The sequence below is a fragment of the Corynebacterium gottingense genome, from assembly GCF_002285125.1.
GTDB classification, from domain to species: Bacteria; Actinomycetota; Actinomycetes; order Mycobacteriales; family Mycobacteriaceae; genus Corynebacterium; species Corynebacterium gottingense.
In genome coordinates this window covers 129,743-149,432 of sequence record NZ_NSGN01000006.1, presented here as the reverse complement: position 1 = coordinate 149,432, position 19,690 = coordinate 129,743, and the positions used below count along the sequence as shown (strand labels likewise).

At 67.0% G+C, this 19,690-nt stretch carries 19 protein-coding genes; 13 read left to right on the top strand and 6 right to left on the bottom strand.

The genetic code is table 11. The annotated features are described in order from the left end of the window. Window positions 1-269: 269 nt before the first annotated feature. The 8 genes from CKJ82_RS07440 (at window position 270) to CKJ82_RS07405 (ending at window position 7,205) form a co-directional block, all read left to right on the top strand. Window positions 270-1,043: a succinate dehydrogenase cytochrome b subunit gene (locus tag CKJ82_RS07440; protein WP_095275158.1), complete on the top strand. Its 774-nt coding sequence runs from the start codon at window positions 270-272 to the stop codon at window positions 1,041-1,043. A gap of 24 nt (window positions 1,044-1,067) precedes the next feature. Next, complete coding sequence (locus CKJ82_RS07435; protein ID WP_095537637.1) at window positions 1,068-3,161, top strand: fumarate reductase/succinate dehydrogenase flavoprotein subunit; 2,094 nt, start codon at window positions 1,068-1,070, stop codon at window positions 3,159-3,161. Next, a complete protein-coding gene (locus tag CKJ82_RS07430; RefSeq protein ID WP_095535209.1) occupies window positions 3,161-3,910 on the top strand; it encodes a succinate dehydrogenase/fumarate reductase iron-sulfur subunit in 750 nt (249 codons plus the stop codon). Before CKJ82_RS07435 ends, CKJ82_RS07430 begins: the two co-directional genes overlap by 1 nt. 55 nt (window positions 3,911-3,965) lie before the next feature. Then, on the top strand, window positions 3,966-4,337 hold the full coding sequence (locus CKJ82_RS07425; RefSeq protein WP_095275155.1) for a hypothetical protein: 372 nt from the start codon (window positions 3,966-3,968) through the stop codon (window positions 4,335-4,337). 123 nt (window positions 4,338-4,460) lie between these two features. Continuing rightward, on the top strand, window positions 4,461-5,738 hold the full coding sequence (locus CKJ82_RS07420; protein WP_095537636.1) for a DUF445 domain-containing protein: 1,278 nt from the start codon (window positions 4,461-4,463) through the stop codon (window positions 5,736-5,738). Window positions 5,739-5,792: 54 nt separating this feature from the next. Beyond that, window positions 5,793-6,338: a CGLAU_01105 family protein gene (locus CKJ82_RS07415; RefSeq protein WP_095537635.1), complete on the top strand. Its 546-nt coding sequence runs from the start codon at window positions 5,793-5,795 to the stop codon at window positions 6,336-6,338. A 3-nt stretch (window positions 6,339-6,341) separates the two neighbouring features. Next, window positions 6,342-6,662, top strand: a complete 321-nt coding sequence (locus CKJ82_RS07410) for a DUF2516 family protein (protein ID WP_233125689.1) — start codon at window positions 6,342-6,344, stop codon at window positions 6,660-6,662. 6 nt (window positions 6,663-6,668) lie between these two features. Then, a complete protein-coding gene (locus CKJ82_RS07405) occupies window positions 6,669-7,205 on the top strand; it encodes a hypothetical protein (protein ID WP_095535212.1) in 537 nt (178 codons plus the stop codon). On the opposite strand, the gene CKJ82_RS07400 is transcribed toward CKJ82_RS07405, so the two are convergent. From CKJ82_RS07400 to CKJ82_RS07390, 3 genes are read right to left on the bottom strand one after another with little or no spacing between them, the layout of a single operon-like run. Beyond that, the gene (locus CKJ82_RS07400; protein WP_095537634.1) at window positions 7,202-7,987 is read right to left on the bottom strand and encodes an LmeA family phospholipid-binding protein; all 786 of its coding nucleotides are present in this window, start codon (window positions 7,985-7,987) and stop codon (window positions 7,202-7,204) included. The two genes, CKJ82_RS07405 and CKJ82_RS07400, sit on opposite strands and share 4 nt — an antisense overlap. A 5-nt stretch (window positions 7,988-7,992) precedes the next feature. Continuing rightward, on the bottom strand, window positions 7,993-8,808 hold the full coding sequence (locus tag CKJ82_RS07395) for a class I SAM-dependent methyltransferase (RefSeq protein WP_095537633.1): 816 nt from the start codon (window positions 8,806-8,808) through the stop codon (window positions 7,993-7,995). Continuing rightward, entirely contained in the window at window positions 8,809-9,300 is a 492-nt protein-coding gene (locus CKJ82_RS07390) for a DUF2505 domain-containing protein (RefSeq protein WP_095535335.1), read from the bottom strand. Here CKJ82_RS07390 and CKJ82_RS07385 point away from each other — a divergent pair. After that, window positions 9,262-10,356, top strand: coding sequence for a UDP-N-acetylmuramate dehydrogenase (locus CKJ82_RS07385; protein WP_095537659.1), 1,095 nt, complete (start codon window positions 9,262-9,264; stop codon window positions 10,354-10,356). The two genes, CKJ82_RS07390 and CKJ82_RS07385, sit on opposite strands and share 39 nt — an antisense overlap. Here CKJ82_RS07385 and CKJ82_RS07380 read toward each other — a convergent pair. Both CKJ82_RS07380 and CKJ82_RS07375 read right to left on the bottom strand, forming a co-directional pair. Beyond that, window positions 10,353-12,104, bottom strand: coding sequence for a long-chain-fatty-acid--CoA ligase (locus tag CKJ82_RS07380; RefSeq protein ID WP_095537632.1), 1,752 nt, complete (start codon window positions 12,102-12,104; stop codon window positions 10,353-10,355). The genes CKJ82_RS07385 and CKJ82_RS07380 overlap by 4 nt on opposite strands. Before the next feature lie 10 nt (window positions 12,105-12,114). Continuing rightward, on the bottom strand, window positions 12,115-13,929 hold the full coding sequence (locus tag CKJ82_RS07375; protein WP_095537631.1) for a long-chain-fatty-acid--CoA ligase: 1,815 nt from the start codon (window positions 13,927-13,929) through the stop codon (window positions 12,115-12,117). Between the two features lie 176 nt (window positions 13,930-14,105). On the opposite strand from CKJ82_RS07375, the gene CKJ82_RS07370 reads away from it, so the two are divergent. After that, window positions 14,106-15,074, top strand: a complete 969-nt coding sequence (locus CKJ82_RS07370; RefSeq protein ID WP_095535217.1) for a MinD/ParA family ATP-binding protein — start codon at window positions 14,106-14,108, stop codon at window positions 15,072-15,074. Window positions 15,075-15,118: 44 nt separating this feature from the next. Continuing rightward, entirely contained in the window at window positions 15,119-16,378 is a 1,260-nt protein-coding gene (gene mshA / locus CKJ82_RS07365) for a D-inositol-3-phosphate glycosyltransferase (RefSeq protein ID WP_095537658.1), read from the top strand. Here mshA and CKJ82_RS07360 read toward each other — a convergent pair. Beyond that, on the bottom strand, window positions 16,375-17,550 hold the full coding sequence (locus tag CKJ82_RS07360; protein ID WP_095537630.1) for a chymotrypsin family serine protease: 1,176 nt from the start codon (window positions 17,548-17,550) through the stop codon (window positions 16,375-16,377). The two genes, mshA and CKJ82_RS07360, sit on opposite strands and share 4 nt — an antisense overlap. Window positions 17,551-17,636: 86 nt before the next feature. Between CKJ82_RS07360 and CKJ82_RS07355 the strand changes: the two genes are divergently transcribed. Together CKJ82_RS07355 and CKJ82_RS07350 are read left to right on the top strand one after the other, a co-directional pair. Next, window positions 17,637-18,383 (top strand): phosphoglyceromutase, encoded by a 747-nt coding sequence (locus tag CKJ82_RS07355; protein ID WP_173783189.1) that lies wholly within the window; start codon window positions 17,637-17,639, stop codon window positions 18,381-18,383. An 18-nt stretch (window positions 18,384-18,401) separates the two neighbouring features. Continuing rightward, the gene (locus tag CKJ82_RS07350) at window positions 18,402-19,688 is read left to right on the top strand and encodes a sensor histidine kinase (RefSeq protein ID WP_095537629.1); all 1,287 of its coding nucleotides are present in this window, start codon (window positions 18,402-18,404) and stop codon (window positions 19,686-19,688) included. The last annotated feature ends 2 nt before the right edge of the window (window positions 19,689-19,690 follow it).

Genomic DNA, 19,690 nt, shown 5'->3' with positions numbered 1-19,690 from the left:
GCGAACTTACCAACGAAAGGTTGACACATTAAGGGGTGCAGGCAGGGGGATTATGAACAAAATGCGGTGAGAGTGTGCAAGGTCACAAATTGCCGTAGGGTGGGCTGGGAACGTTGAAAGTTGCTGGGAGCGGGCGCGCTCCGGGGGTCAAGCGAGAAAGGTATTCCCATTATTCGAGGTGGGAGGGGGTGCGGGAGCGCGGAAGTGGCGCGAATAAATAGGTGGGGTGCCCAAAGGTTGCCTACAGTAGTAGCGACACTGGAGGTGCCATGACTGTACAAAACGCAGACCGTGAAGCCATTCGTCACGGTAAAATCACTGAAAAGCCGCTGCGCGAGCGGCCGTCCTACCCAACGTGGGCTTTGAAGCTGACCATGGCCGTCACCGGCCTCATTTTCGGTCTTTTTGTGCTCGGCCACATGGTGGGCAACCTGAAGATCTTTATGCCGCTCCACGCCAACGGGCAAGCGCCGATTGATGAATACGGCCGCTTCCTGCGCGAGATCGGCGAGCCGCTGCTCCCGCACGAGGGCTTCCTCTGGATCGCCCGCATCGTGCTGCTCGTCTGCCTGGTGCTGCACGTCTGGGGTGCGTTCACGCTGAAGGCGCGCTCGTCCCAGTCGCGCGGCAAGTTCAAGCGCACGGGCCTGATGGGTGGCTGGCAGTCCACCGCGACCCGCTGGATGCTCATCACCGGCGTAATCCTGCTGCTCTTCGTCATCTTCCACCTGCTGGATCTGACCACGGGCCAGGTCGTCGCCTCTGACCAGTTCGTCCACGGCGAGGTGCGCAACAACATGCTCGCCACCTTCGCGCCGGGCCGCTGGTGGGTCACCCTGATCTACGTCGTGGCCAACCTCGCGCTGCTGATGCACCTGACCCACGGCATCTACCTCGCTGTCTCCGACCTCGGTTGGCTCGGCGAGCGCGGCCGCGGCCTGATGGTCCTGCTGGCGTACGTCCTCCCGTTCATCGTGGTCATCGGCAACGTCGTGATGCCGATTGCCATCGCGTGCGGATTCGTCCCCGACTTTTCCCGGTAACGGCTGATAGAGGAGAAACACACTATGACTACCGCATACAACCCCAATAAGGGTGCTCAGGGCGGCGCAGCCGACACCACCGCTACCGGCGCAGTGGGCGCCCAGGGTGCTGCCGGCCGGGAGACGTCCGGCGGCTTCCGCCAGCCCGAGTCCGCCGCTCCCGGCGTGACCCCGGGGCACATTCTGGACGCCGCGGAGCCCAACCGCGACGAGGTCCGCATGAAGGACATGTGGGGCTACCAGAAGGACCACATGAACCTGGTCTCCCCGCTGAACCGCCGCAAGTTCACCGTCCTCGTGGTGGGCACCGGCCTGTCCGGCGGCGCTGCCGCCGCGGCGCTGGGCGAGCTGGGCTACAACGTGAAGGCCTTCACCTACCACGACGCACCGCGCCGTGCGCACTCCATCGCCGCGCAGGGTGGCGTGAACTCCGCCCGCGGCAAGAAGGTGGACAACGACAGCGCGTACCGCCACACCAAGGACACCGTCAAGGGAGGCGACTACCGCTGCCGCGAGTCCGACTGCTGGCGCCTGGCTATCGAGTCCGTCCGCGTCATCGACCACATGAACGCCATCGGCGCCCCGTTCGCCCGCGAGTACGGCGGCACCCTGGCCACCCGCTCCTTTGGTGGCGTGCAGGTCTCCCGCACCTACTACACCCGTGGCCAAACGGGCCAGCAGCTGCAGCTGTCCACCGCGTCGGCGCTGCAGCGCCAGATCCACCTGGGTAACGTGGAGATCTTCACCCACAACGACCTGATGGACCTGGTCATCACGGAAAAGGATGGCAAGAAGCACTGCGAGGGCATTGTCACCCGCAACCTGATCACCGGCGAGATCGTGCCGTTCACCGGCCACGCCGTGATCCTGGCCACCGGCGGTTACGGCAACGTCTACCACAAGACGACGCTGGCCAAGAACTCCAACTCGTCTGCCATGATGCGCGCGTACGAGCGCGGCGCGTACCTCGCCTCCCCGGCATTCATCCAGTTCCACCCGACGGGCCTTCCGGTCAACGCGAAGTGGCAGGCGAAGACGACGCTGATGTCCGAGTCGCTGCGTAACGACGGCCGCATCTGGACCCCGAAGGAAAAGGGCGACGACCGCGACCCGAAGGACATTCCGGAGGAGGAGCGCGACTACTTCCTCGAGCGCCGCTACCCGGCGTTTGGCAACCTGGTGCCGCGCGACGTGGCCTCCCGCGCCATCTCCCAGCAGCTCAACGCCGGCTACGGCGTTGGCCCGCTGCACAACTCCGCGTACCTGGACTTCACCGACGCCATCGAGCGCCTCGGCGAGGACACCATCCGCGAGCGCTACTCCAACCTGTTCGAGATGTACGAGGATTCCATCGGCGATGACCCGTACAAGGTCCCGATGCGCATCGCTCCGACCGTCCACTTCACCATGGGCGGCCTGTGGACCGACTTCAACGAGATGACCTCCATCGACGGCCTCTTCGCCGCCGGCGAGTGCTCCTGGACCTACCACGGTGCGAACCGCCTGGGTGCGAACTCGCTGCTCTCCGCGTCCGTTGACGGCTGGTTCACCCTCCCGTTCACCGTGCCGAACTACCTGGCCAACCACCTCGGCGAGGAAGTGCTGCCGGAGGACGCGCCGGAGGTCACCGAGGCCGTCAACCGCGCCAAGGACACCATCGAGCAGATCATGTCCGTTAACGGCACCGAACCGCACGGCCCGGAGTTCTACCACGAGCAGCTCGGCGACATCCTCTACGAGCACTGCGGCGTCTCCCGCACGGTCGAGGGCCTGACGGAAGGCATCCAGAAGATCCGCGCGCTTCGCGACGATTTCCGTGCCAACATCTCCATCCCGGGTTCCCCGAACGAGATGAACCAGACCCTCGAGGCCGCACTGCGCCTGGCCGACTACATCAACCTCGGCGAGCTGATGTGCATCGACGCCCTGGACCGCGACGAGTCCTGCGGTGCGCACTACCGCATGGACCACCTCACCGAGGATGGCGAGGCAGAGCGAGACGACGAGAACTGGTGCTTCGTCTCCGCGTGGGAGCCGGCCGGCGAGGGCGAGTTCATCCGCCACGCAGAACCCCTGTACTTTGATTCGATCCCGCTGATGACAAGGAACTACAAGTAATGAAACTGACACTTGAGATCTGGCGTCAGGCCGGACCCGACACTGAAGGGCACTTCGAGACCGTCCAGGTGGACGACGCCGTCGAGCAGATGTCCATCCTGGAGCTCCTCGACCACGTGAACAACAACCTGGTCGAGGAAGGCAAGGAGCCGTTCGTCTTCGCCTCCGACTGCCGCGAGGGCATCTGCGGCACCTGTGGCCTGAACGTGAACGGCCGCCCGCACGGCGCGGACACCAACACCACCGCCTGCCTGCAGCGCCTGTACAACTACAAGGACGGCGACACCCTGAAGATTGAGCCGTTCCGCTCCGGCGCGTTCCCGGTGATCAAGGACCTCGCCGTGGACCGCTCCGCGCTGGACCGCGTGATGCAGCAGGGTGGCTACGTCTCCATCAACGCCGGTACCGCACCGGACGCCGACACCCTCGCCGTGAACCACCACGACGCGGAGACCGCGCTGGACTACGCGGCCTGCATCGGCTGCGGCGCCTGCGTCGCCGCCTGCCCGAACGGTGCTGCACACCTGTTCACCGGCGCGAAGCTCAAGCACCTGAAGCTGCTGCCGCTGGGCAAGCAGGAGCGCGGCCGCCGCGCCCGCAACATGGTCGACGAGCTGGAGACCAACTTCGGCCACTGCTCGCTCTACGGCGAGTGCGCGGACGTCTGCCCGGCGGGTATCCCGTTGGACGCGGTCGGTGCGATCAACGCCGAGCGCGCACGTGCAGCCTTCCGTGGTGGCGACGACTAGGCCGCCGTATACTATCTACCGAGTATTTGAAGCAGGACGAGAGAAAAGAGTCATCATGGCTTCCGAGCACGCAGTTGCAGACATCAGCAGCGAGTCTTTCCCGACGTACAAGTCGGCACTCGCGGACACCTACATCGAGGGCTACGACCCGGTTTCCCTGGGCGCTCCGCACTCCTCGCTGAACCGATTCTCCACCTGGATCGCGATGGCCCTGATCCTGGCGTCCCTCTCCGGCTTCGGCTTCGCCGTCTGGGGCGGCTCCGCCATGATCGCCGGCTTCGGCGCACAGGAGAATGACTACAGCCAGATCCTGCTCATCCTCGGCCTGATCGTCGTCGCCGCCACCCTGATCCTCGGCGCGATCCTGATCGCCGTAGGCCGCAAGGACTACAAGGCGTACAGCAAGGCCACCGGCCGCGTGAACTAGCGCCGCACGCCCTGCGCCACTTCCCCCGTCTGCGGAATTCTCCCGCGGGCGGGGGATTTTTGGTGCACGAGAGCGTCGATAAGCAACTCGAACTGCGCGGGGCCGGGCTGCCATAATCAAGGTATGTCTCAGCACGCGATGATGCCCGCGCCCTCGAACGAGGCAGAGCGGCGGCGGATCCTCCGGAATCACAAGATTTTTGTCACGAGCCTGCTCGGGCTCATGGCGGTGATCTTCCTGTCCTGCTCGTGGTGGCAGTCGCATGGCGCGCCCGCCTGGGTGGGCTATGTGCGCGCCGCGGCGGAAGCCGGCATGGTGGGCGGGCTGGCGGATTGGTTCGCCGTCACCGCGCTGTTCCGCTATCCCATGGGCCTGCCGATCCCGCACACAGCGATCATCCCCAACAAGAAGGACCAGGTCGCCGACGCGCTCAGCGAGTTCGTCAGCGAGAACTTCCTCAACGCCCGCACCATCACGCAGAAGGTGATGGAGGCGAACCTGCCGCAGCGCGTCGGCACGTGGCTCACCCGCCCTGCCAGCGCCGAGCGGGTCAGCCAGGAGGTCGGCGACTTTACGGTTCGCGTCGTGCGCGGCATCGATCCTGCTGACGCAGAGGCGTTCATCAACACCCAGCTCATCGACCGACTCGCTGAGCCCACGTGGGGTCCGCCGCTCGGCCGCGCGCTCGAGGGCTTCATCGCCGACGGCAAAGCGGAGCCCATCGTCGAGGACATCCTCGCCTGGTCGCGCGCGAAGCTGGACGGGATGGAGCAGAGCATCGTCACGCTTATCGACGACCGCATGCCCCGCTGGGCACCGAAATTTGCCAAGGACCTGGTGGGGGAGAAGGTGTATACCGAGCTGGTGAAGTTCATGGCGGAGGTGGACCGCGACCCGAACCACGAGGCGCGCCGCGCCATCCGCCGGCAGCTGTCCCAGTTCGCGCAGGACCTGCAGTTCGATAGCCAGATGATTACGCGCGTCGAGGCACTCAAGGGCGACGTGATGGGCTCCACCGCCGTCACCTCCGCGGCAAGCAGCATGTGGGAGCAGCTCGCGGACACTATCGTGGCCAACGCCACCGACCCGCAGAGCATGCTGCGCCGCAAGGTGGCGGACGCCGCCGCGGAGTGGGGCGGGAAGCTGGCGAACGACCCGGAGGTGCGCGCGTCGGCGGAGCAGAAGTTGGAAAAGGTGGTGCACTTCGCCGCCGAGAACGGCGCGGACCAGATCGTGGGCATCATCGCGGAGACCATCCAGCGCTGGGACGGGGCGGAGGCCTCGGACAAGATCGAGCTCATGGTGGGCAAGGATCTGCAGTTCATCCGCCTCAACGGCACGATCGTGGGTGCACTCGCCGGGTTGGTTATTTACACTGTGTCTCAGCTGCTCTTTTACTAGCTCACGCAACCACCACCCAGCAAGACACTGCAAGACACTGAAAGGTTTTCTGACATGGCTGACAATTCCTTCGACTCTGCATCCAACCCCTCCGAGTCCGGCGATCTGCGGGCCAACCTGCGCGACGCGGGCCAGGCGATCGTTGCCGCCGGCTCCTCCCTCGGCGCGATGATCAGCAAGCACGCCGGCAAGTACACGGAGGACCTGCCGGAGAAGCTGAAGTCCGCTACCGCCAGCGCCCGCGAGCGCCTGGACCAGGCCGATAGCGAGGGCGAGATCCGCGCGGCGGCCTCCAACTTCGTCGCTGAGGCAGAGAAGCAGTTTAAGGCGTTTCAGCAGCGCGACCTGGAGTTCTCCGACGACGTGAAGGGCTCGCTGCAGAAGGCCGTGGAAGACGCGCGCGGCCTGTTCAACGAGAAGATCGGCGAGCTGCGCGGTGGCGGTGCCGGCACCGCCACGGGCCAAGGCGCGGACAGCGTGCTCGATGATGTGCGCGAGCGCCTCGAGTCCCTGTTTGCCCGCGTGCAGGAGCAGTTTGGCGGCGCGAACCAGCGCCCCGATATTATCGATGGCGAAATTGTCGCCGACGAGGATAAGTAACGTATGACCCCGACTCTTGCGAACCTGAGCACCGTCACGATCATCATGAGCATCCCGACGATGCTCAGCGCCCTCTTCTTCTTCGCGGTGGCGATCGCGGGCTTCGCCGGGGTGTACTTTGCGCTGTCCACCCGCGCGGATGCGTTTGACGCGGCGGACCGGCAGAACAAGAACACGTGGGCGCTCATCCTGGGTGGCTCCGCCCTGGTCTGCCTGCTCCACCTGCCGTTCATCATGTGGTTCGGCGCGGTGGCGATCGGCGTGTACTGGCTGGACGTGAAGCCCCAGCTGGATAACATTCTGCGCGGCAACTACGGGTACTAGCGGCGCATGAACGACTACGAGTGGCTGGCCACCCGCCGGGGCACGTTCCTGGCCGGTGGCCCGTTTGCTGCCCCGGACGACCGGGGGAGCGCGGGCCTTGTCGTCGAGCCGACCCAGATCCCGCAGGTGCTTCGCCGCAGTCTTCCCGCCATCGCCGTCGTGGGCTGGCCCACCGGCCGCCACCACAGCGTGATCAAGGCGGCGGAGGCGCGCCTGGCGGCCGAGTCGGGCGCCGACGAGATCTGGCTCGCGCTCGACCCCGATGCCGCGCAGGGCGCCGCGCTTGCCGACGCCATCGCGGTCCACCAGTCACTCACCGTCCCAGTGGGCATCGTCTGCCCCGCAAGCGCAACGGATACTGCGCTGCGGGTCGCGGAGCAGCTCGGCGCGTCCTGCCTAGCTGTCCCGGCCGCCGCCGGGGTGCCCGACACGCCTGTCGACGTCGCCGTCTACGGCGCCGATCCGGGCGAGGAGGCCGCGATCACGTGGCTGGAAGCCGGTGCGGCCCGGGTCTTCGCCCGCTCCGGAGCACAGTCGGACTAGGCCGCGGCGCCGTACTGGCCCTGCGCGTTCTGCATCTCCGCAAAGTTCACGTTTTCACCGGTCATGGTGACGCGCACGCCGCCGGGCACGACGCTGAACTCCTGGATGTTCATGCCGTCGGCGCTCTGCTCCTCCATGCCCTGGCTCATGGCGTCGCTCAGCGCGCTCGCGGCCTCCTCAGGCAGGTCCATGCCGAACAGCTGGGTGCCGGTGGCCTCGAAGCGCATCTGGCCCTGCTCGGTGATGGGCTTGAGGTCCAGCGCGGCCACCCCTCCGGTGAACTCGATGTGGACGGTGCCGGCGTCGGGGTCGGTGCTCACGTCGGAGACGTTGATCACGCCGCTGAGGAAGGAGTCCTCGCCCATCTGCTGCTGCAACTGCTGGTTGAGCATCGCGCGGATGAGGTCATTGGTGAGCTCGGTGTCCACACGGAAGGACTCGGCGACGGGGTCGCCGGAGCCGTAGCGGATGTTGTCCATGACGATGTGCGAGGCGGGGTCGCCGGTCACCTGGTCGCCGTTGACCACCAGGGTGGACGGGGTGTCCAGGTCGATGTGGGGCAGCTTGCCAGACACCAGGCCGAAGATTACCGGCTGTGGGCCGAAGGAGACGTCGGGCTCCGCGCCGTCACCGCCGCCCTGGGCGGACGAGGTCTCGGCGTTCTTGTTGAACTCCGAGGTGATCTGGTTGGCCATGAACATGCGGATCCCGCCCTCGGCGATGAGGAGCAGGACGAGCAGTGCGGCAAGGATGCCGACGATGACTTTCCACGCGGTTTTCATGCGGCCTAGTGTACGGCAGGGTCCACCGCCGCCCAGTCCACGGTGAGCACGTTGTCGCGCAGGGGGCGCCGCACCGGGTGGATGGGCCACCCCTTGGCCACGAGTTCTTTTCGGGCTTCGCGCCAGCGCACGCGGGGCCCGTATGGGTCGAAGGGGGCGGCGTGGGCGTAGGCCGCGTTGGCGTCGGTAAGCAGCGCGTGGATCTTCTCGCCAGGGACGTTGCGGTGGATGAGGGCCTTGGGCAGGCGCTCGGCCACGTCACCCGGTTCGGCGACGTCGAAGGGGTCCCAAGCGAGGGTGAGGGAGCGGGGGCCGGTGGCGTCGAGAAGCACCCAGGTGGCGCGGCGGCCGATCTCGTCGCAGGTGCCTTCGATGAACATGCCGCCGGGGGCGAGGCGCTCGCAGACGGTCCGCCAGGCCTCATCCACCTCGGCGACGTCGTATTGGCGCAGCACGTTGAAGGCGCGCACGAGGTGGGGGCGGTAGCCGGCGAGCTCGAATCCGCCGAGCTCGAAGCGAACGCCGTCGCGTGGCGGCAGCACCCGGTCGGGGTGGATCTCCAGGCCCACGACCTGGGTAGACGGATTGACGCGCCGCAGCCAGCGGGACCACTCGACGGTGGTGGTGTGCGAGGCGCCGTAGCCCACGTCCAGCGCGAGCGGCTCCCGCGCGCCGCGCAGCAGGGAGCGGATCGCGGGGTTGTAAAAGGCCCAGCGATCACAACGGCGCAGGCGGTTGTACCCGGTGGTGCCGCGGGTGATTACTCCGTACGGCTTGCCGGGGCCGGCCTGCGCCCTGAGGTTGTGGTGGTGCGGGGAGATTTACAGGTTCTCCGCGATCCACTGTTCGGTGAGCTTGGCTTCGTTTTCCACGATCTCCTCGAGCGCCTCGGCCACCTTCGGCTCGAGCGCTGCGCCCATGAACGGGATGTCTACCTTGGCCTCGTTGTCGTAGGCGAGGGTGGTGGTGTCGCCCTCGCCGGTCATGGTGATCTCGCCGGAGAAGTCAACCGGGGTGCCCTTCACGTCACCGGTGAAGGTGTGGTTGGCGGTTGCGCCGTCGAGCTTGCCGATGTTGACCACGCGCTTGAGCTTGAGGTCCTGGCTGATCATGGCCTGCGCGGCCTCGGGCAGGATGGACTTGGGCAGCACTTCAAACAGGGTGGCGGTGTCACCGGTGAACTCGTGCAGCTGGCCCGGCTCCGGGGAGAGCTTCTCCGCGATGAACTCCCAGTACGCCTGGGTGGCGTAGGCCTCGGCGACCTTCTCGGCCGGCTGGTTGATGGTTACGGTGGTTTCACTTCGTGCAGTCATGCCCAACAGACTACCGTTGGTGGGGTGTCTGATTCATCTTTCGCCTCCCTGACCACGCTGCGCGTCGGCGGCACCCCCGCTGACCTGATCCGTTGCACGACTGCGGAGGAGCTCGCGGCCACCGTCGCGCGCCTGGACGCCGTGGGCACGCCACTGCTGGTCGTGGGCGGCGGCTCGAACCTGCTCGTCGCCGAGGGGAAGTTGGACCTCGTTGCGGTTGTCGCAGCAAACGAGGGCATCACGCTTGTCGACGCCCCCTCGTCCCCCTCCTCCCGCACCACCCTGCGCATCGGCGCGGGCACGGTGTGGGACGACGTGGTGGCCTACGCGGTCGAGCGCGGCCTGGGCGGTATCGAGGCCCTCTCCGGGATCCCGGGGTCTGCGGGCGCCACCCCGGTGCAAAACGTCGGCGCGTACGGCGCGGAGATCGCCGAGGTGCTCACCCGCGTGCGCCTGTGGAACCGCGAGACCAACAACGATGAGTGGGTGCCCGCAAGCGACCTGGACCTGGCCTACCGGTACTCCAACCTGAAGTTCACGCACCGCGCGGTCGTGCTCGAGCTGGAGATCGAGCTGGAGCGCCGCGAGCTCTCGGCCCCGCTGCGCCACCTCGGCGGCGAACAGGTCCCGCTGGCCGAGGCGCGCGCGTCGGTGCTTGCGACACGCCGGCAGAAGGGCATGGTGCTCGACCCCGCGGACCACGACACGTGGTCGGCCGGTTCCTTTTTCACCAACCCTGTCGTGGAGTCGGCGCTGGCCGACGCGATCGAGCGCGAGGTTGGCGAGGAGGGGATGCCGCGCTTCCCGCAGCCTGATGGCAAGGAGAAACTGTCGGCGGCCTGGCTCATTGAGCGCGCCGGGTTCCCGCGCGGTTTCCCGGGCGAGGAGGCGCCGGCGCGTTTGTCCACGAAGCACACGCTGGCCCTGACCAACCGTGGCCGGGCGACTGCGGACGATATTGCGGAGTTGGCACGGCGGGTGCAGCGTGGCGTCGAGAAGCGCTTTGGCGTGGCGCTGGTGCCCGAGCCGGTGTGGGTCGGGCTCCCCCCCGCTTAGCTGAGCATGTTGAGCAGGTCGTCGCGCACCTCGCGGCGGCGGATCTTGCCCATCTGATCGCGGGCGAGCTCCTCGAAGTGGTAGAAGGTGCGCGGCACCTTGTAGCGGGTGAGGTTCTCGCGGGCGAAGTCCTTGAGCCCCTCCGGGTCGAGCGCGGCGCCGTCGCGCAGCGTGACGCAGGCGACGACGTCCTCGGAGCCGTCCTCGCGGGGGCGCCCCACCACCGCCACATCGATAACGTCGCGGTGCTTGCGCATGACTTCCTCGACCTCGGCCGGGTAGACGTTAAAGCCGCCGGTGATGATGAGCTCCTTGATGCGCGAGACCAGCTTGATAAAGCCGTCTTCCTCCATCACGCCCATGTCGCCGGTGCGGAACCAGCCGTTGTGGAAGGCCTTCTCGGTGGCTTCCTCGTTGTTGAAGTAGCCGCCGAAGACCTGCGGGCCCTTCACCAGGATCTCGCCGGGCTCGCCGAAGGGCATGTCCTCGTCCAGGTTGTCCTCGTTGGCGATGCGAATCTGTGTGTCCGGGAACGGGATGCCGATGTAGCCAGGGCGGCGGTCCTCGGTGCGCGGGTTGCCCACGATGATCGGGGAGGTTTCGGTGAGCCCGTAGCCCTCGACCAGGTGGCCGCCGGTGAGCGACTCCCATTCCTCGATGACCTCGACGGGCAGCGAGGACGCGCCGGAGAAGCCGACCTGCACCTTGGACATGTCGACGTGCTTTTCGCGCGCCGCCTTCACAATGCGCTCGAAGACGGTGGGCACGCCCGGAATGAATGTCGGCGGGCGCTTCTTCAGGGCGTTCATGATCAGGTTCATCTTCGGCGCCGGCAGCAGGTTAAGCTCGCTGCCCACCAGCATCATGAGGGTGAGGGAGAAGGTGAGGCCGTAGGCGTGGAAGAAGGGGAGGGTGGCCAGCATGCGCTGGCCCGGCTCCTGCAGTTCCTTGACCCAGGCGCGGCCCTGCACCGGGTTTGCGTGCAGGTTTTTGTGCGAGAGCACCGCGCCCTTCGGCGCGCCGGTGGTGCCGGAGGTGTACAGGATCACGGCCGGCGAGTCCGGGGTGAGCGCCTCCGGGATGTCAATGTCCGCGCCCTCGCCGCCGATGGCGGAGCCGGTGAGCGCCTCGAAGGGGACGGTGTTGGTGCACGGACCGGTGAGCTGTGCGCGCGCCTCGCGCACCTTGGGCAGTGGGATGCGCAGCGCCAGGCGCGTCTTGCGCGGCATCGCGCGCGTCATGTCCACGCTGATCACCGTCTCCAGCGGCGTGTCCGGGCGAAGCTTCTCCAGCGTGTCCGCGGTCTTGTCCCACACGATGGCGATGCGCGCGCCGTGGTCGGCGAACTGCGGGCGCAGCTCGTTGGCGGTGTAGAGCGGGTTGTGCTCAACGACGACCGCGCCAAGCAGCTGCACCGCGTAGAAGGCGACGATGTGCTGCGGGCAGTTGGGCAGCATGATGGCCACGCGGTCGCCCTCGCGCACGCCGAAGGCTTTGAGCCCGGCGGCGGCGCGGCGGACGTCGCGGTCCAGCTCCGCGAAGGTGAGCGTGCGGCCGAAGAAGGTGGCCGCCGGCTTGTTCGCGTTTTTCTCCAGGTTCTGCAGGTACATCTCCGGCAGGGTCGTGGTGCCGTATTCCAGGGAGTGGTCGGTCCACTCCGGGTAGTACTGCAGCCAGGGCTTTTCCTGGTTCGGGTCAAAGGCGGAACCGGAGTTGCCGGCGGCGGAGGTATGCACTGTGGAAGACATGCCCCACACCTTACGCTTCCGTAGCTTTCTCTACCGTAGCGGGCGATGTGGGGCTTCTGTGAACTTCTGCGCCTCGTTGCTGCCTCGTTGCTGCCCGATATGCGCCGTCCTCTTCCAACATCCGGATGAGCGTGCGCTGCACGTCCCGGCGCCGGATCTTGCCGGTCTGGTCTCGGTCCAACTCTTCGAAGTGGTAGAAGGTGCGCGGCACCTTGTACCGGGTGAGGCGCTCGCGCGCGAACTTTTTCAGCCCCTCCGGGTCGAGCGCCGCGCCGTCGCGAAGGGTGACGCAGGCGACGACGTCCTCGGATCCGTCCGCGCGGGGCCGGCCCACCGCGGCGATGTCGGTGACGTCCGGGTGCTGCCGGATCGCCTGTTCGACCTCGTCGGGGTAGACGTTGAAGCCGCCGGTGATAATGAGCTCCTTGATGCGCGCGACCAGCTTGATCCACCCGTCCGGCTCCATCACGGCCATGTCGCCGGTGCGGAACCAGTCCAGGTAGAAGGTCTTCTCGGTGGCCTCGGGGTTGTTGAGGTAGCCGGAGAACACCTGGGGGCCGCGCGCGAGGAGCTCGCCGGGCTCGCCGTCCGGCACGGTCTCCGCCGGGTTGTCCGGGTTGGCAATGCGGATCTCCGTGTTGGGGAAGGGGAGGCCGATGTAGCCGGGGCGGCGGGTGCCGTCGAGCGTGTTGCCCGCCAGAATTGGCGAGGTCTCCGTGAGCCCGTAGCCCTCGATGAGCCGGCCGCCGGTGGCCTGCTCCCACCGTTCGATGGTGTGGGCCGGGAGGGTGGACGCGCCGGAGATGGAGGTGTGGATAGAGGAGAGGTCCGCGTGGGATTCGACGGCCCAGTCAATGATCCGGTCGTACAGGGTGGGCACGCCCGGCAAGACGGTGGGCCGCGTCTTCAGGATGGCCTTCTGGTACAGCTCCGGCTTGGGCGCCGGCAGCAGCACCATCTGCGCGCCGCAGGTGAGCGGCAGCGCGTAGTTCAGCGTAAGGCCGTAGACGTGGAACATGGGCAGGATGCCCAGCACCTTTTCCTCTACCGCGCCCCAGTTTTCCAGCCAGGACACGCCCGCGGTGAGCACGGAAGTGATGTTGCGGTGGGTGAGCGGCACGCCCTTCGGCGCGCCGGTCGTGCCCGAGGTGTACAGGATCACCGCCGGGTCGTCGGCGCTGATCGGCGGCTCGCCGACCGGTACCCCGCCGCGGCTGGCAACGTGCGCGCCGCAGCGCCCCTCCAGGAGGTCCTTCATATCGATCGTGCCGGGCGCCGGGCCGGTGAGCTGCGCGCGCTTGTCTCGGATTGGGCCGACTGGCACGGAGAGCGCGGCGCGCGTGGCCCAGGGCATCTCGTCGATCATGTTCACGGAGACGACGGTCTCAAGCGGGGTGTCTTCGATGAGTGTGGTGAAGGTGTCCGCCTGCTTGTCAAAGACGATGGCCACCTTTGCCCCGTGGTCGATGAACTGGTCGCGCAGCTCGTAGGCGGTGTAGAGCGGGTTGTGTTCCACCACGGTCGCGCCCAGGCGTAGTACGGCGGTCAGCGCCACGACGTGCTGCGGGCAGTTCGGCAGCGCGAGCGCGACGCGGTCGCCGCGGCGCACGCCGAGCCCGGCAAGCGCGTTGGCCAGCCGGGAGACCTTCTCGTTGAGCTGCGCGTACGTCAGTGCTTTGCCCATGAACCACGTGGCGTTGCGCTGCGGGGTGGCGGCCACGTTGGCGTTGAACATGCTGACCAGGGTGTCGCTGCCCAGCCTGGGGTGCGGGTCCGTCCACTCCGCGTACTGCTGGATCCAGGCCTTCTCGTCGGATGCGCCCACCGTCACTCCTTAGTTATCGTGAAATAAGTAGACGTGAGTATAACCTACGCAACCGTAACTTTGGAAAGTTTTGCCCTTGGAACATCCTCCGAAACACATTCGCGTTGCACGCTTCCCCCACCTGCCTTAGGCTTGGTGCCCACACGTTCAGGGGGAACAATTCAAGGGGGATTTCTGTGACCACGCTCAGTGACGGCCCAATCGAGCTCGTCCCGCCACAAGCGCTCGACCACTCCAACCTGGTCGATCCCGTCAAAGCGCCGCCAAAACGCGGCTGGCGCAAACTCGTCCACACCGCCACGCGCGGCCGGATCAACCCCGGCGGCTCGCGCAAGGAGCTCGAGCACGAGCAGCTTATCGACGCCATCCGCGCACCCCTCCGCGGTGACTACCGCATCGCCGTGATGAGCCTCAAGGGCGGCGTGGGCAAGACCACGACGACCGTGGCCCTTGGCGGCATCTTCGCCGAGACCCGCGGCGACCGCGTCATTGCCATCGACGCCAACCCGGACCTGGGCACGCTCGCCCAGCGCGCCGCGGCGACTACCCCGGCGACCATCCGCGACCTGCTCGCCGCGCCGGACACCTCGCGCTACCCGCAGGTGCGCGCCTACACCAACCAGTCCAGCTCCCGGCTCGAGGTGATCGGCTCCGAGCGCGACCCCGCCGTCTCCGAGGCGTTCTCCGAGCTGGACTACCGCCGCTCCATCGACATCCTGCAGCACCACTACAACGTCATCCTCACCGACTGCGGCACCGGACTGATGCACTCCGCCATGGCGGGTGTGCTGGACCTGGCCAACGCGCTCGTGCTGGTCACCTCGCCAGCGCTCGATGGCGCCCAGTCCGCCGCCGCCACGCTGGACTGGCTCAACCTCCACGGCTACGACCAGCTCGCGGCCAACTCCACCGTGGTCATCTCCGCGGCCGCGCCGGGCAAGCCCACCATTGATACGGACAAGCTCGCTGCGCACTTCGCGTCGCGCACCCGCGCCGTGCATGCAATCCCGTACGACCGACACCTCGCCGAGGGGGCAGTGGTGGACCTGGACCGCCTGGCGGCGCCCACCAAGCGCGCCTACCAGTACCTCGCGGCCGACGTGGCCAGCGACTTCAGCGCCTGGCACAAGCACGCCGCCTACTAGGTACGCGCGCTGCATTACCCTGGGGCGCTATGGATGCAGATGCACTGCGCGTGGGAATGATCTCCATGCACACCTCGCCCCTGGAACAGCCCGGCGTGGGCGATGCCGGCGGCATGAACGTGTATACCTTTAACGTGGCAAAGGGACTCGCGCGCCAGGGTGTCCAGGTGGACGTGTACACCCGCGCGACCCGCCCCAGCCAGGGCGAGGTGGTTGAAGTGTGCGAAAACTTCCGCGTCATCAACATCGTCGCCGGCCCCTACGAGGGGTTGCACAAGGAGGAACTGCCCACGCAGCTCGCCGCGTTCGCGGGCGGTGTCGTCCAGTTCACGCGCGCCCACGACCTGCGCTACGACCTCATCCATTCCCACTACTGGCTCTCAGGCCAGGTCGGCTGGCTACTCGCAGACTTGGCTGGCATCCCGCTCGTGCACACGGGGCACACGTGGGCGGCGGTGAAGAACGCGGCGTCGAGTAGCAGCTCCGAGGGCGAGGCCCGCCGCATCTGCGAGCAGCAGCTGGTGGACAACGCGGACACCCTCGTGGTGAACACCCGCGACGAGATCGACCAGCTTTCGCGCCACTACGACGTGGACCCCTGCAAGATCAGCGTGGTCACCCCGGGCGCGGACACTGAGCTGTTCACGCCGGGCACGAACCGCAACACGGAGCTGGCGCGCCGCCAGCTGGGCATCCCGCTGCACGCCAAGGTCGTCGCGTTCGTGGGGCGACTGCAGGATTTCAAGGGGCCGCAGGTGCTCATTCGGGCGCTTGGCGAGCTGCACCGGGCGCACCCGGAGGTGCCGCTGCGGGCGATTATCTGCGGCGGGGCGTCGGGAAGCGGCACGAGCGTGGAGCGCTACCGCGAACTCGCGCGCGAGGAGGGCCTCGGCCGTCTCGTACGTTTCCTCGGCCCCCGCCCGCCGGAGGAGCTGGTGTCCATCTACCAGGCGGCGGACGTCGTCGCCGTGCCCAGCTACAACGAGTCGTTCGGCCTGGTCGCGGTCGAGGCGCAGGCCACCGGCACCCCCGTCGTCGCCGCCCGCGTGGGCGGGCTGCCGCTCGCGGTGGCGGAGGGGGAGACCGGGGTGCTCGTGGATGGTCACGAGCCCGCCAGCTGGGCCGAGGCGCTCGGGGCATTGCTTGACGACGACCCCCTGCGCATCCCCATGGGCGAAGCCGCCGTCGCGCACGCCGCCATGTTTAGCTGGCAGGAGAGCGCGAAGGCGCTGGTCGGTGTCTACGAGCGGACGATCGCCGAGTTCGAGCCCGGGCTGGACGACCGCCGTGCCATCGGCGGCTAGTGCGGGCGGCCCTGCCCGAGGACGTCGTTGATCAGGTAGTTCGCCCCAGTGACCGCGAGCTGCTGGGAGTGGTGGTCAGCCGCCGCGCCGGCCATGTTTGCCACTTCCTGCGCGCTCTCCACGGAGTTCACCTGGCCCGCGCGCTGCGCCAGGGTGTTGGCGTCCTGCTGCGCGACGGCGACCGACTTGTCCCAGGCCTCCTTCGGCGTGGAGATCTCCACCTCCGGGTTCTCCTCCTGGATTGTGTTCATGACCTGGTCGAACTCCTGGTTCAGCGAGGTGTAGTCCGCGTGCGGGGCCGTCGACTGCTCCAGCGTGAACTCCTCGTTGACGTGTCCGTCGGGCACGCCGTAGGCGTCCTCGATGATGCGATCCGCCGGCTGGGCCTTGCCCAGCGGGCCGATGCCCATGGAGGTGACGCCGATGACGGCGCCGTCGTTCGGGTCGTAGTTGATGCCGCCGGAGTCGCCGCCCTGGTAGTTCAGGCCCCAGGAGTAGACGCCGTTGCGGCTGCGGCCGATCTGCGTCCCGCAGGAGCGGCCGGACGTCGCGCCGTCCTTGCAGATGGGCTGGCCGAAGTTGTCCGTGCTGAACTGGTTCACCGGCAGGGTGGGGTAGTCGCGGATGCTGCGCAGCTGCACGGGGGCACTCACCGGGGAGCCCGCCGCGTTGCTGGATTGGGAGATGCTGGTGGCGGGCACGGAATCGTCGATAAGCACGACGCCCCAGTCGTCGGTGTTGACGGTGTCCCAGAAGAACTCGTGCGGCCAGAAGGTGTGCTCGTACTCGGTGGGCTTGTGGGCGGCTTTGCGCTCGCCGATGCGCGGGTATTTGCCGGCGACGGGGACGGTGGCCTCGGTGCTAAACGTCGGGGTTTCGTTGTCCTGGAGCACGCAGTGGCCGGCGATAAGGAGGACGCGCTCGCCGCGGATCGTGCCGCTCGGGCCCTGGGAGCAGGACGCCACGCTGGCCTCAGGTGGGATGGTGATGTGCCCGTTGGCCGCACCCTCGAGTGGCATCTCGGTCTGCGGCTCCTGCGGGAAGACGCGGAACGCGCCGCCGGGTGCTACCAGCGCGGGCTCCTGCGCCGTAGCGGGGGCGGCGAAAGTTGCGGCGAGTGCTGCGGCGGAAAGCGCTACGGCCACGACTTTACGGGTGCGGGTGAGCTTCACAAGTCCTCCTCGAATGGTGGTTTAAAAGGTCTGTCTATGAGAGTACGTGAACGCATGCTGAACGGAATCGTGGCATGCTGGGAACCATGAGCAACGGAAAGCTAATTCTTGTCCGTCACGGGCAAAGCGAGTGGAACAAGTCCAATCAATTCACCGGCTGGGTCGACGTGAACTTGACCGAGCAGGGTGAGCAGGAAGCAATCAACGCAGGCAAGCTCATGGCCGAGCAGAACGTGCTGCCCGACATGGTGTTCACCTCTCTGTTGCGCCGCGCGATCCGCACCGCAAACCTGGCACTCAACGCGGCTGACCGTCACTGGATCCCGGTGGAGCGCAACTGGCGCCTCAACGAGCGCCACTACGGCAAGCTGCAGGGCCTGAACAAGGCTGAGATCCGCGACGAGTACGGCGAGGAGCAGTTCATGACCTGGCGCCGCTCCTACGGCACCCCGCCGCCGGAGATCGACCCGGAGAACGAGTACTCCCAGACCCACGACCCGCGCTACGCCTTCCTCCCGGAGGTGCCGCGCACCGAGTGCCTCAAGGACGTTGTCGAGCGTTTCCTGCCGTACTACGTCGACGTCATCCTGCCGCAGGTGCTCGAAGGCAAGACCGTGATGATCGCCGCGCACGGCAACTCCCTGCGCGCGCTGGTCAAGTACCTGGACAACATTTCGGACGAAGACATTGCCGGGCTGAACATCCCGACCGGCATGCCGCTGGTCTACGAGATTGACGCGGACGGCAAGGTCCTCAACCCGGGCGGCACCTACCTGGACCCGGAGGCCGCCGCTGCCGGCGCCGCTGCCGTGGCAAACCAGGGGCAGAAGTAAGACCCTAAAGTTGTCTGCATGACCCCACTTATCGCCTTTTTCCTGGGCATCGCAGTCGCAGCGCTCGCCGCTCCAATCCTGCGGCGGGCGCTGCGTTGGCGCGAGCGCAACCGGGAATACACGGCGGAGTCGGAGCCGCAGGCAAGCTCGATCAGCCAGATGTATCACCTGGCTATCCAGGGCTCCCCCACGGGTATCGCCGTCATGGAGCGCTCGGGGCGCGTCACGCTTTCCAACGCTCGCGCCCACGACATGTCCGTCGTGCACGACGGCACCGTGAACCCCGAGGTGTGGGCGGTGGCCGAGGAGGTCTTCGACGACCAAGAGGAGCACATCCTCGCCCTCGCCCTCCCGCAGCGCGCAACGGGCAGCCGGATTCGGAACGTGCGCGCCGTGATTAAGCCGCTCACGCTCACCCAGAACTCGTACGCCGTGGTCTACGTCACCGACGAATCCGAGAACGTGCGGATGGAAAACGCGCGCCGCGACTTCGTGGCCAACGTCTCCCACGAGCTGAAAACGCCGGTCGGCGGCATGGCGCTGCTTGCAGAGGCGCTCATGGAAGACCCCACGGACGCGGACATGGTCACCTACTTTGGCGCGAAGCTGCAAAAGGAAGCCCACCGGATGGGGGAGATGATCACAGACCTGATCTCCCTGTCCAAGCTGCAGGGCGCGGAGGCGCTTCCGGACATGAGCCCGGTGCGGGTGGACGAGATCATTGACGACGCAATCGAGCGCAACCACGTCGGCGCGGAAAACCGCTCGATCGAGCTCATCCGCGGGGAACGCACCGGGCTGCGCGTGATGGGGGACCGCCCCCTGCTCACCGCGGCCGTGTCCAACCTCGTTTCCAACGCGGTGAAATACTCGCCCGACGGCAAGCCGGTGAGCATCACCCAGAAGGTGGTGCGCGGCAACGTCCTGTACCTGCGCGTGACCGACCGCGGTATCGGCATCGCCCCCGAGGACCAGAAGCGCGTCTTCGAGCGCTTTTACCGGGTGGACAAGGCCCGTTCGCGCTCCACGGGCGGGACCGGCCTGGGCTTGGCCATTGTGAAGCACGTGGTGGCAAACCACGGGGGTAACATCAAACTATGGTCCCGGCCCGGAACGGGGTCGACGTTCACCATTGAGCTGCCGATCTTCGACCCGGAGCAGGCCGCGGAGCGCGCGGAGCTCGAGCGCGCGGCCGCCGAATCGGAAGCGGCGGGCGAGCCAGCAGTGACGGCCAAGGGGCAGCCGAAGTCGGGCACGAACACCCCGGTGCGTAACGTCATGCGTCGAGTGAAAGCCAATAAGTAGGA